This is a genomic window from Streptomyces sp. NPDC002845 (assembly GCF_053591955.1).
Genome location: NZ_JBSFUU010000068.1, coordinates 45213 through 57369 on the forward strand (window position 1 = coordinate 45213; position 12157 = coordinate 57369).

Sequence of the window (12157 nt, forward strand, 5' to 3'; positions counted from 1 at the left end):
AGGAATGCCCAGGAATGCCCAGGAATGGCCAGGAAGGTGACGCGCCCCGTCAGGACTCGTCCGTCAGCCTCGGTGCCGGGATGAGGGAGGCGGCCACCGCCTTGTTCACCGCGTCCAGGCGGGAGACCGCGCCGAGCTTGTGGAAGACGTTGCGCAGATGGCGCTTGACCGTGCCTTCCGCGATGTTCAGCCGACGGGCGATCTGGGAGTTGCTCAGGGCCTCCGCGGTCAGCGCCAGGACCTCCCGCTCGCGGACGGACAGGACGTCTCCGGGCTTCTGGTCGACCCGGTCGAGCCCTTGCTGCGACACGGAGAGGATCACATGGCCGGGCCCGCGGTCGACGACGACACTGTGGATCGCGGAGACCAGCTCGTGCCGGGTCGAGCCCTTCACCAGGTAGGCGCTGGCTCCCAGGGCGAGCAGTTCCCGGGCCAGTACGACGTCGTCGTGCATGGTCAGCACGACGACACGGGACCGCGGCGAGACCCTGCGCAGCTGCGGAATGGTCTCCCGGACGCCCTGGCCCGGCATTTCGACGTCCAGGACGATCACGTCGGGGCGCAGCTCGGCGGCCCGGTCACAGGCGTCCTTGCCGCTGTGGGCCTCACCGACGACCTCGATTCCGCCGGCCGCGGTGAGGATCTCGGTCACGCCTTCACGGAACAGTGTGTGGTCGTCGGCGATCAGGATTCTGATCGGTCTACGCGTGATCACCATTCGTGTCCCCCTTGAGCGGTACGAAGACCAGGATGCGTGTGCCGCACCCTGGCTGGGATTCCACGGTGACGCCGCCACCGAGGAGTTCGGCCCGCTCCCTCATGGAGAGCATGCCGCTGTGGCCACGGGGTGCCGTGGCCACAGGATCGAATCCGACGCCGTCGTCCTCGACGGCGGCGCGCACCTCGCCGGGTGCCACGTGGACCTCGACGGTGACGAGCTTGGCGCGGGCGTGCCGCACGGCGTTGCGCTGCGCCTCACGGATGATCAGGAAGAGCTCCTCGGCGGCCCCGGAGGGCAGCCACGACTCGTCGCCGGTGACCGAGACCCGTACGTCGGCGTCGTGTTCGCCCATGCCCTCCAGGTCCCCGGTGAGGGCGGTGCGCAACGAGGCGGTGTCGATCCGGTGACGCAGGCCGGTCATGACGTCGCGCAGGCTACCGAGCGAGTCCCGGACGGTTTCACGGGCCGCTCCCAGCTTCTGCCGGGCCTGTTCCGGGCGGTCGTCCTCGTACATCTCGTGCAGTTCGAACCAGTTGAGGGCGGTGCCGAGCTGACCGGCGACCTCGTCGTGCAGCTCTCTGGCGATGCGTCTGCGTTCGTCGTTGTGCGCGCTGCGGATGCGTTCCAGCAGATAGCCGATGTGCGCCACGGACCGGGCCGTGTGCCGGGCCACGATCTGGCGGTGCAGCAGGGAGAAGAGAACCGCCGCCTCGGCCCCGGCGGGCCGGACCTCCTCGGGTTCGTCCATCAGGACGACGACCACGGCGTCGAACAGTGCCGCGGCGGCACGGCCGGACTCGACGGGGTGTGTCCGTGGGCCGCCGGGCGGGAACCCGTCCGCTCCCAGGTAGTCCGTGCCGTGCGGTAAGTAGGTTCCGCGGTGCAGCTCGGAGATGACGTGGGCGAGGATCCGGCGTGCCTCGGCGAAGTATCTCTCGGCGTTGCCCTCCTCCCTGAGGAGCGAGGAGTCGGTGCTGTGCAGCGCCGCCTCGTAGGCCGCCAGGACCTCGTCCATACGGCGTTCGAGCACGGCGGCCGCGGCGCCGCGCATGTCCTGATGTGTCGCCACGCCGACATACCCCCCGTTGACCGGGCGAACTCTCCCGGCCTGCACCTGCGTTGCTTCGCAGCGTACCTCGCTCACTTGATCGAATGTTGTAAATGGCTCATCAAGATCGACTGATCGGTGTGCGTGCGGGGGCGGACATGCTCCGTACCCCTAAAGACACATCCGGCCCTGCCACCCTGAGTGCCGACGGGCCCTCCGTCGTTGAATACCGGTCGACCGCCTTGATAAACAGGACGCAGATAGCCGTTCAGCCAGACATGGAACATCGCGATCGAGCTCTGTCGACGGGGGGAGGCATCAGATCCGTGAACGTTCTGATCGTCGAGGACGATGACGGAATGGCCGAGGCACTGAAGCAGGCTCTGGGTGTCCACGGTTTCCGCGCGCATCGCGTCGGTACCGGCTCGGACGCCCTGGACCGGCTCACGGACATCGGGCTCGTGCTGCTCGATCTCGGCCTGCCCGACCTGGACGGGAACGAGGTCTGCCGGCGCATCCGCGAGGTGTCGTGCGTGCCGGTCATCGCGCTCAGCGGCCGGACCGAGGAACTGGACCGGGTGATGGCCCTGCACATGGGCGCGGACGACTTCGTCGCCAAGCCCTTCAGCCGCCACGAGCTGATAGCCCGTATCAGAGCCGTCCTCCGCCGGGCCGGCGGCTGCGCCCGGCACGGGGCGGATCATGTCCCCTCGGTGCCGGCGGCCCACCAGCCCCCGCTCCACTCCCTGATTCCCGCCCCGGCCATGGTCCCTCCTCCTGCCATGGCCGCGATACCGCAGAGCACGCCCGCTCCCGCTCCCGCCGCCGTCCCGCTCCCGGCTCCCCGGCCCCCGGCGCGGACGCCCGCGGCGGCGGAGGTCACCGACGACGGACTCACCCGGGCCGCACAGACCCCCCTGCTGGCCGGACCGATCCGGCTGGACCCGCGCACCCGCAAGGTGTTCGTGCACGGCGAGGAAGTGCGCATCACCCGCAAGGAGTTCGACCTGCTGGCGATGCTGCTGGAAGAGCCCGGAACAGTGGTCGAACGCCAGGACATCATGTCCCGCGTGTGGGACGAGAACTGGTTCGGGTCCACCCGCACCCTCGATGTCCATGTGGGCTCGCTGCGCACCAAGCTCGGCAATACGGAGTGGATCGAGACCGTGCGCGGGGTCGGCTACCGGCTGTCGGTGCCGACGACCGCGTACACCTGAGACGGGACGTATCGCGATGACCACGAGTCTGCCCACCCCGACCACCCCGACCCCCGTTCCCGCGCCGCCCCTGCCCACGAGAGGTTCCCCCGCCATGGCGGCGGTGGCCGCTCATCAGGTGCGTGGCCCGCTGTCCTCCGTACGGCTGCGTCTGGAGCTGTTGCAGGACCGGCTGCTCGACTCGTCGCACCTCGCGGCCGGCCGCGAGGTCCGCGGCGTCCTGCACGAGGTGGAGCGCCTCTCCCATGTGCTGGAACAGGTGCTGGCCTGGGGTACCGCGGACCGCGACACGGGCACTCCCGTCGAGACGGTCGACACCCTCGGCGTGGCGGCGGCCCGTGTCGACGCGTGGTCACCGCTGGCCTCGGCCCGCGGCATACGGTTGTGCCTGGACGGAATCGCGGTCACGGGAACGCAGGTCCGCGGCTCCCTGGAACAGGCCCTCGACGTCTTCCTGGACAACGCCCTGCACGTCACGCCGGACGGCGGCGAGGTCCTCGTCACCGTGCATGCCGCCCCCTCCCGGGTCCGTGTCGAGGTCTGCGACCAGGGGCCCGGGATGACGGCGGAGGAGATCGCCCACGCCTGCGAACCGTTCTGGCGCGGACGGTCCGGGCGCGGCCGCAAGGGCACGGGCCTGGGCCTGACGATCGCCGCGGCACTGCTCGCCGCGTCCGAGGGCCACCTCGAACTGGGCCGCTCCCCCGCCGGCGGACTGCGGGCGGTCGCGGTCCTGCCGCGGGCGGACTGACCTCCGTTGTCCGGAACCGGCGCCGGGGGAGTTCAGCGGGCTCGCGACCCGGTGGAGTCACCCGGGCCCGCAGAGCCTGTGTCATTCCCCGGCCGGTCGCCCGCCGCCTGGCACACACTCCCCCACTGCCTTAAGGGCGTGGGGGGGACCCCAGCCGCGTTGCCGAAAGGCCCTGGTAGCTCCTCCCCCACTCTCGGCTGCGCCCGAGCGGGGCACCCCCATGACGACGTGCGCTGATCCGGCCGGGGATACGACACAGGCCTTCACCCGCGCCGCGCTCGGTCGGGAGGCACGGGAATCACCGGCCGCCCGCGTCGGCGGTACCGCCGTTGCAGCGGCCGCTCGACCAGGACATGGCTGAGCCAGGCGAAGAGCACCGACACCGCGCAGGTCAGCGGCAACAGGATCACGAAGCCTGTCACGCCGGGCTCACCCCAGTCCCAGCCGGCGATGCGCAGGGCGACGGCCATGACGAACATGTGCCAGAGGAAGATCCCGTAGGAGATACGGCCGAGCCAGGTGACCGTCCGGCCGGAGAGCAGCCGCCCGGGTCCGCCGCGCGGCGCCAGGGCCAGAGGCAGCGCGAGCCCGACGGAGACGATGAGGTAACCGAGCTGTTCGACGGCCGCCTGTGCCGCGGTGCCCTGCCGCATGTGGCCGCCCGCCAGCGGTGTGACGAGGAACGCGAACGCGGCGAGCGCCACGGCCCAGCAGACCCACGGCCGACGGCGTACCAGCGGCACCACGGGGTGCTCGGTGCCCCGCTCCGCGTGGACGGTCACGGCGGCGAGAGCCATGCCCGCGGCGAAGTAGGCGACATAGCCCGGCAGCCACCACCAGCGGGCGACGATGCCATCGGCGTAGGAGGAGGCGTTGAGCCCCGTCCACCACAGGAGGTTGAACACTTCCAGGCAGACGAAGACGGCCACCACGGTGCCCGGTCCGCGCCGTACCGCCGCGGTGCGGTGCAGCAGGAGCGCCGCCAGGGGCAGGAGCAGGTAGAAGCTCGCCTCCGTGCCCAGGCTCCAGGTCTGGGAGAACGCGCTCCACGGGTCGGCCGGCGTGTGGGGAAAGTCCCCGTCGACGTAGATGTGCTGGAGCGTCAGGATGCGCAGCAGGCGGGGCAGGTCGCCGAAGATCTCACGGTGGAACGAGAGCAGGGTGGCCAGGACCAGTACCCAGTAGGCGGGGACGATGCGCAGGAAGCGGCGCCAGTAGTACGTGGTCGCCGCCGGGAGCGGACGTCCGTCGAGCGTGGCGGCGGCGTAGGACCGGTACAGCAGGAATCCCGAGACGACGAAGAAGATGTGTACGGCCACACCGAACCGGCTGAGCACTTCGGCGACCAGGCTGTCGCCGTCGGGGTCGAAGGCGACGCCGGTCCACCCGGCGAGGTGCAGGACGAGCACCATGGCCGCGGCCACGGCCCGTAGTCCGTCCAGTGCGGGGACGTACGCCGGCGCCTGGTCGGTGGCGGCGGACACTTGAGGCTTCATTCAGGTCTCCCCTCATGGCTCGGCCGCCCTTCCCGGGGGATGTAGAAGGGCGGCCGAGAGTGTGGGTCCGAACGCGGGTCAGACGTTCAGGTCGCGGCTCTTGAACCGGGTCAGACCCAGCCCGAAGAGCACCACGGGGGCGATGAGCAGCATGAGCATGGCGGGGTCGAAGCCCTCACGCAGCGGGCTGCCGCCGAGGTAGTAGTGGAAGGCGGACAGGTACTTGAGCGGCTCGATCGCCTCGGACTGCGACGCGAGCGCGTTGGCGATGAACGAGAACGCCCCGTAACCGGCGGTCACGCCGAGCGTGAGGGCGCGGCGCCCGGTGATGGCACCGGTCGCGAACGCCACCGCCGCGAAGGTGATCACCAGCAGCGCCAGTCCGACGACCGTGACGAGCAGGTTGCCGAACGCGACCCCCATGTCCAGCGCGGAGTTGAGCACCGCGAGTTCGAGCAGGACGACGGCCGAGAAGCCGGCGACCGCCAGACAGGTGGCGGCGAACCGCTGCACCAGCAGTTGCCCGCGGTCGATGGGCTGGGCGAGGTAGAGATCGAGCAGACCCGTCTCCTCCTCTCCCGCGACCGCCTTCGAGCCGTTGATCGTGACGTAGACCAGGAGCAGCAACGGCACGATCATGCCGAGGACCGTGGCCCGCAGGAAGCCGGGGCCGGTCGCCAGGTCGTCGAAGGCCAGCGCCTTCTGGAAGCCGCTGGGGTCCTCGGTGGCCTTGTCCGGGTCGAAGCTCGACGTGTACATCAGGGTGACCAGAGCCAGTCCGGCCGCCCAGAAGGCCAGGCCACGGCGCTGGTCCCGCAGGGCCTTTCCGAAGACGGCGAGTGGTTCAGCGGACACCGTGCATCTCCTCCTTGGGCTCCTGCGCGTAGGCGTGCAGGAAGATTTCTTCGAGATCCGGCTCCTCGCACACCAGGCTGACCACGGTGTGCTGGGCGGCCGTCTTGACGAGAGCGTCGGCAGCGCCGTCGAGTGTGCAACTGAGCGTGTTCGCCTGGACGTTGACGTCGCGCACGCCGGGCAGGACGGAGAAGTGGCGCGGATCCACGGGGTCCGCGAACCGGATCTCCACCCGGCGCTGCGCCTGTTCGAGCAGGGTGTCGACGTCCGAGACCGAGACGAGCCTGCCGCCACGGATGATGGCCACCCGGTCACCGACATGCTGGACCTCGGACAGGATGTGCGAGGACATCAGGACGGTCTGCCCGTTCTGCTTCGCCTCGCGGACCATCGCCAGGAACTCCTGCTGGACCAGCGGGTCCAGACCGGTCGTCGGCTCGTCGAGGATGAGCAGGTCGGGGGTGTGCATGAAGGCCTGGATGATGCCGACCTTCTGTTTGTTGCCCTTGGACAGGTTGTGCACGGGCCGCTTCAGGTCCACGTTCAGCCGCTCGGCGAGCGACAGGATCGTGGCCTTCTCCACGCCGCCGCGCACCCTGGCGAGGAACTCCAGCAGTTCCAGGCCGCTGCCCCGGCCCGCGAGCGGGAGTTCGCCGGGCAGGTACCCGATGCGCCGGCGGACCTCGCTGCCGCCGTCCCGGGGGTTCTTGCCGAAGACTTCGACCCGGCCCGAGGTGGGCCGGATGAGATCGAGCAGCAGCCGGATGGTCGTGGTCTTGCCCGCACCGTTGGGGCCGAGATAACCGAACACTTCCCCCTGGTTGATGCTCAGTGACAGTCCGTCCAGGGCTTGGTGCTTCCCGTAGGCCTTACTGAGTCCCTCGGCCAGCGCCACAGGGGTCATGCTGCATCCGCTCCTTCTTCTCTTGCTCCCAGCGACTCCAGACGAGGGGCATCTCGCGCTCCAGCCACTCGTAGAAGTCGTACATCTCCCGCAGACGCCGGCTCCGTACCGGCGGCTCGTCTGCCAGCAGTTCCAGTCCGCGCGCGGTCACCCGCTTGAACTCGCCGTAACTGGAGGCCTGGGTCATGGCGTGCTCGATCCAGGCGTGAGGGTTGATGCGATAGCGGTCACCCCGCTCTCCGGGTACACGGAACCGTTCGACCAGCTGGCCGGGCACCAGGTGCCGCAGCGCGGTGCTGATGGAGCCGACGCTCACGGAGAGCGCTTCGGCGATCTGCCCGAGCGTCTGCTCGGCGGGATCGCAGATCAGCAGCCAGCCGATGGCCCGGCCGGACATACGGATCAGACCCTGCTGTTCCAGCTGCAGGGCGACCGCTTCGACGAACTCCAGCTGCTTCGAAGTGGCCGTCGCGTCTGTCACCAACCTTCACCCCCTTCTGGTTGTTCAGAATACACTGAACAGACTGCACGTACTAGTCGTTCTGCTGATGCCGCGATTGCGAAACCGATCGCACCGATCGCGTGCACTTCGAAGCTACGGGCTCGATTCCCCGTCACGACCCATCTGACCTGCGAATACGTCGAAGGAGGTGGGCCCGCTCTACCCCTTTCGAGGTACCGGCCCCGCTGTCCGTTGCCCCGCCTCCAGGGCGCTCCCGACCATCGGTGCGGAGGGAACCAACCACGCCGCGAACGGGAGAACCGCATGTCTTCTCGGCTCTTCACCTCGGAGTCCGTGACCGAGGGCCATCCGGACAAGATCGCCGACCGGATCAGCGACACCGTCCTCGACGCGCTCCTGGCCCAGGACCCCGCGGCGCGCGTCGCCGTGGAAACCCTGATCACCACCGGTCAGGTGCATGTGGCCGGCGAGGTCACCACCAGCGCGTACGCGGACATCCCCACGCTCGTACGCGAAGCCGTGCTCGACATCGGCTACGACTCGTCCGCGAAGGGCTTCGACGGCGCCTCCTGCGGTGTGTCGGTGTCCATCGGCGCCCAGTCGCCCGACATCGCGCAGGGCGTCGACGCGGCGTACGAGTCCCGGGTGGAGGGGGCCGCCGCAGCGGGAGACGTCGACGAGCTGGGCCGCCAGGGCGCCGGCGACCAGGGCCTGATGTTCGGCTACGCGACGGACGAGACGCCCGAGCTCATGCCCCTGCCGATCAGCCTCGCGCACCGTCTGTCGCGCCGCCTGGCCGAGGTGCGCAAGAGCGGTGCCGTCCCCTATCTGCGCCCCGACGGCAAGACCCAGGTCACCATCGAGTACCTGGGCAGCAGGCCGGCCCGCCTCGACACCGTCGTCGTCTCCTCCCAGCACGCGGGCGACATCGACCTCGGCTCACTGCTGGCCCCTGACATCCGCGAACAGGTCGTCGAGCACATCCTCAAGGAACTCGCCGAGAGCGGACTGGGCCTGGAGACCGACGGTTACCGCCTCCTGGTCAACCCCACCGGCCGCTTCGAGGTCGGCGGCCCGATGGGCGACGCCGGCCTCACCGGCCGCAAGATCATCATCGACACGTACGGCGGCATGGCCCGCCACGGCGGCGGCGCCTTCTCCGGCAAGGACCCCTCCAAGGTCGACCGCTCCGCCGCGTACGCGACACGGTGGGTCGCCAAGAACGTCGTCGCCGCCGGACTCGCCCGCCGCTGCGAGGTCCAGGTCGCCTACGCCATCGGCAAGGCCGAGCCGGTCGGCCTGTTCGTCGAGACCTTCGGCACGGCCGCCGTCGCGCAGAACGTGATCGAGAAGGCGATCTCCGCGGTCTTCGACCTGCGCCCGGCCGCCATTGTCCGCGACCTCGACCTGCTCCGCCCGATCTACGCCCAGACCTCCGCCTACGGCCACTTCGGGCGCGAGCTGCCCGACTTCACCTGGGAGCGGACCGACCGCGTGGAGGCACTGCGCGAGGCCGCCGGGCGCTGAGGGGTCCTCGCGCTATGAGCGACCCCGGGGAAGTTCAGACACGCCCCCGTCCCCCGCCGCCCGGCGGGCGCGGGAACGCACCCGCACTTCCCCGGACCCGCTCAGGACACACGGCCCGACGCCCGTCCCAACTGCCCGGAAAGGACTCCCCATGAGCGTCGTCGAAGAGAGGATCTCGGCGCATCCGCTGCACGGCTTCACCGTGGTGCCGGCCCCCTCCTCCCTCGCGGCTCCCGCCCCGGCCGCCGCTCCCGTCCCCGCGGCTCGACGCCGCCCCACGATGCGTGAACGCGCCGCCGAACTGGCCGGACTGCGCGAGAGCGTACGCCGGGGACCGAGCCCCAGGGCGACCGAGGCCCAACACGCCAAGGGCAAGCTGACCGCGCGGGAACGCCTGGAACTCCTCTTCGACGAGGGCACGTTCACCGAGGTGGAGGCCCTGCGCCGGCATCGCGCGACCGGCTTCGGCCTGGAAGCCAAGCGGCCCCACACCGACGGCGTCCTCATCGGCTGGGGCCTGGTGGACGGACGGCGGGTCTTCGCGTACGCCCATGACTTCCGCATCTTCGGCGGCGCCCTGGGCGAGGCCCACGCCCAGAAGATCCACAAGATCATGGATCTCGCCGAGGCGGCGGGCGCACCACTCGTGGGCCTGTGCGACGGCGCCGGTGCCCGCATCCAGGAGGGCGTCACGGCACTGGCCGGCTACGGCGGAATCTTCCAGCGCAACGTCCGCAACTCCGGGGTGATCCCGCAGATCAGCGTCATCATGGGCCCGTGCGCGGGCGGCGCCGCCTACTCCCCCGCCCTCACCGACTTCGTGTTCATGGTGCGCGGCACCTCGCAGATGTTCATCACCGGTCCCGATGTGGTCCAGGCGGTGACCGGTGAGGAGATCACCCACGACGGGCTGGGCGGAGCCGATGTGCACGCGGCCACCTCGGGCGTGGCCGCCTTCGTCCACGACGACGAGGAGAGCTGCCTCGCCGAGGTGCGCTATCTGCTCTCGCTGCTGCCGTCGAACAACCGCGAACTCCCGCCCTCCGCACCGCCGGACGACCCGGCCGACCGGCGCTGCGAGAGCCTCCTCGATCTCGTCCCCGCCGACCCGAACCAGGCGTACGACATGCGCCGGGTGATCGAGGAGATCGTGGACGACGGCGAGTACGTCGAGATCCACGAGCACTGGGCCGCCAACGTCGTGTGCGCCCTGGCCCGGCTGGGCGGCGAGGTGGTGGGCGTCGTCGCCAACCAGCCGTCCAGCCTGGCCGGCGTGCTCGACATCCACTCCTCGGAGAAGGCGGCCCGGTTCGTCCAGATGTGCGACGCCTTCAACATCCCGCTCGTGACACTGGTGGACGTCCCCGGGTTCCTGCCGGGGGTGGACCAGGAGCACGGCGGGGTCATCCGGCACGGCGCGAAACTGCTGTACGCGTACTGCAACGCGACCGTGCCACGGATATCGGTGGTGCTGCGCAAGGCGTACGGAGGCGCCTACATCGTCATGGACTCACGCTCGATCGGCACCGACCTCGCGCTCGCCTGGCCGGTCAACGAGATCGCGGTGATGGGCGCGGAGGGCGCGGCCAACGTCGTCTTCCGACGGGAGATCGCGGCCTCCGCCGACCCCGAACGCACCCGGAGGGAACGGATCGCCGAGTACCAGCGGGAGTTGATGCACCCGTACTACGCGGCCGAGCGCGGCCTCGTCGACGATGTCATCGACCCGGCGGAGACCCGCGTCCGGCTCATCGACGCACTGGCCGTCCTCGGAACCAAACACGCGCCGCTGCCGAGCCGCAAGCACGGGAACCAGCCGCAATGAGCGCCGGCATACGCGTACTGCGCGGCAACCCCGACCACGAAGAACTGGCCGCCGTGACCGCGGTGCTGCTCGCCCTCGCGGCGCGGGACGAGGGAGCCCTGCGAGCCGCTCTCGACCGGCCGGAAGCAGGATGGGCCCTGCGCCAGGGAGCGCACCGCGCCGCCGGCGCGTGGGTCTCCGTACCGCGCCCGACGTGGCAGCCGTCCGACTGACCCACGCCGCCCCGACCCCAGGTTCAAGGAGAATCGCCGTGCGCATCGCCGTGACCGGTTCGATCGCGACCGACCATCTCATGGTCTTTCCCGGCCGCTTCGCCGATCAGCTCATCAGCGAGCAGCTCGACCGGGTGTCCCTGTCCTTCCTCGCGGACCGGCTCGAAGTACGCCGCGGAGGCGTGGGCGCCAACATCGCCTTCGGCCTCGGCCGGCTCGGGCTGCGCCCTGTGCTGGTGGGCGCCGCGGGGGCCGACTTCGCCGAGTACGACAGCAGACTCCGGGACGCCGGTGTGGACACGTCCTCGGTCCACATCAGCGAAGAGCTGCACACGGCACGCTTCGTGTGCACCACCGACAACGACCAGAACCAGATCGCCACCTTCTACGCCGGCGCCATGACGGAGGCCCGGCACATCAGGCTCGGCCAGGTGCGGCGCGCCGTGGGAGGGCTGGACCTCGTCCTGGTCGGCGCCGACGATCCGCAGGCCATGCTGCGTCACACCAGCGCCGCCCACGACCTGGACATCGATGTGGCGGCCGACCCCTCCCAGCAGCTCGCCCGCCTGGACGCGGAGCAGACCAAGCGCCTCGTCAGAGGAGCGCGTTGGCTGTTCACCAACGAGTACGAGTCGGCGCTGCTCCGGGAGCGGACCGGCTGGAGCGAGGAGGACGTACTGCGACAGGTGGGTACCTGGATCGTCACCCGCGGCGCCGACGGCGTCTCCCTCCTGTCGCACCACGCCCGCCGGCTGGACGTCCCCGCGGTACCCACCGACGCGATCGCCGATCCGACCGGCGTCGGCGACGCCTTCCGCGCCGGTTTCCTCGCGGGCATCGCAGGGGAACTCCCGAGCCCGCGCGCGGCCCAACTCGGCTGCGCGCTGGCCACGGTGGTCCTGGAGTCGGTCGGCACCCAGGAGTACAAGCTGCTGGTCACCGACCTCGCCGCGCGCATCGACCGGGTCTACGGCCGTACGGCGTCCGAGGAGATCGAGCCCCTCCTGGCCGGTGTGTCATGAGCGACCAGCAGACACAGCGGGCCGCCGCTCTCCGCCAGGCTCTGGCCACGCGTGTTGTGGTCGCTGACGGAGCGATGGGCACGATGCTCCAGGCGCAGGATCCGACGTTGGAGGAC

At 70.2% G+C, this 12157-nt stretch carries 12 protein-coding genes; 6 read left to right on the forward strand and 6 right to left on the reverse strand.

The window, feature by feature from the left end:
- Window positions 1-49: 49 nt before the first annotated feature.
- The gene (locus ACWD3C_RS35705) at window positions 50-718 is read right to left on the reverse strand and encodes a response regulator (RefSeq protein ID WP_451150581.1); all 669 of its coding nucleotides are present in this window, start codon (window positions 716-718) and stop codon (window positions 50-52) included.
- Window positions 702-1790: a sensor histidine kinase gene (locus ACWD3C_RS35710; protein ID WP_451150583.1), complete on the reverse strand. Its 1089-nt coding sequence runs from the start codon at window positions 1788-1790 to the stop codon at window positions 702-704. Before ACWD3C_RS35710 ends, ACWD3C_RS35705 begins: the two co-directional genes overlap by 17 nt.
- A 305-nt stretch (window positions 1791-2095) precedes the next feature.
- Between ACWD3C_RS35710 and ACWD3C_RS35715 the strand changes: the two genes are divergently transcribed.
- Complete coding sequence (locus tag ACWD3C_RS35715) at window positions 2096-2986, forward strand: response regulator transcription factor (protein ID WP_451150585.1); 891 nt, start codon at window positions 2096-2098, stop codon at window positions 2984-2986.
- 16 nt (window positions 2987-3002) lie between these two features.
- A complete protein-coding gene (locus tag ACWD3C_RS35720) occupies window positions 3003-3737 on the forward strand; it encodes a sensor histidine kinase (protein WP_451150587.1) in 735 nt (244 codons plus the stop codon).
- 263 nt (window positions 3738-4000) lie between these two features.
- Here the strand turns inward: ACWD3C_RS35720 and ACWD3C_RS35725 are convergent, their stop codons facing one another.
- The 4 genes from ACWD3C_RS35725 to ACWD3C_RS35740 all read right to left on the reverse strand — a co-directional run bounded on the left by ACWD3C_RS35725 (window position 4001) and on the right by ACWD3C_RS35740 (window position 7473).
- Window positions 4001-5233, reverse strand: coding sequence for an acyltransferase family protein (locus ACWD3C_RS35725; RefSeq protein ID WP_451150589.1), 1233 nt, complete (start codon window positions 5231-5233; stop codon window positions 4001-4003).
- A 78-nt stretch (window positions 5234-5311) separates the two neighbouring features.
- On the reverse strand, window positions 5312-6088 hold the full coding sequence (locus tag ACWD3C_RS35730) for an ABC transporter permease subunit (protein WP_451150591.1): 777 nt from the start codon (window positions 6086-6088) through the stop codon (window positions 5312-5314).
- A complete protein-coding gene (locus ACWD3C_RS35735) occupies window positions 6078-6992 on the reverse strand; it encodes an ATP-binding cassette domain-containing protein (RefSeq protein WP_451150593.1) in 915 nt (304 codons plus the stop codon). The genes ACWD3C_RS35730 and ACWD3C_RS35735 overlap by 11 nt, the downstream gene beginning before the upstream one ends.
- The gene (locus ACWD3C_RS35740; RefSeq protein ID WP_451150595.1) at window positions 6958-7473 is read right to left on the reverse strand and encodes a GbsR/MarR family transcriptional regulator; all 516 of its coding nucleotides are present in this window, start codon (window positions 7471-7473) and stop codon (window positions 6958-6960) included. The genes ACWD3C_RS35735 and ACWD3C_RS35740 overlap by 35 nt, the downstream gene beginning before the upstream one ends.
- A 285-nt stretch (window positions 7474-7758) precedes the next feature.
- Between ACWD3C_RS35740 and metK the strand changes: the two genes are divergently transcribed.
- The 4 genes from metK to ACWD3C_RS35760 all read left to right on the forward strand — a co-directional run bounded on the left by metK (window position 7759) and on the right by ACWD3C_RS35760 (window position 12041).
- Window positions 7759-8982, forward strand: a complete 1224-nt coding sequence (metK, locus tag ACWD3C_RS35745) for a methionine adenosyltransferase (RefSeq protein WP_451150597.1) — start codon at window positions 7759-7761, stop codon at window positions 8980-8982.
- Window positions 8983-9262: 280 nt separating this feature from the next.
- The gene (locus tag ACWD3C_RS35750; protein ID WP_451150603.1) at window positions 9263-10807 is read left to right on the forward strand and encodes an acyl-CoA carboxylase subunit beta; all 1545 of its coding nucleotides are present in this window, start codon (window positions 9263-9265) and stop codon (window positions 10805-10807) included.
- Complete coding sequence (locus ACWD3C_RS35755) at window positions 10804-11019, forward strand: acyl-CoA carboxylase subunit epsilon (protein ID WP_451150599.1); 216 nt, start codon at window positions 10804-10806, stop codon at window positions 11017-11019. Before ACWD3C_RS35750 ends, ACWD3C_RS35755 begins: the two co-directional genes overlap by 4 nt.
- 38 nt (window positions 11020-11057) lie before the next feature.
- The gene (locus tag ACWD3C_RS35760; protein ID WP_451150601.1) at window positions 11058-12041 is read left to right on the forward strand and encodes a carbohydrate kinase family protein; all 984 of its coding nucleotides are present in this window, start codon (window positions 11058-11060) and stop codon (window positions 12039-12041) included.
- Window positions 12042-12157: the final 116 nt, after the last annotated feature.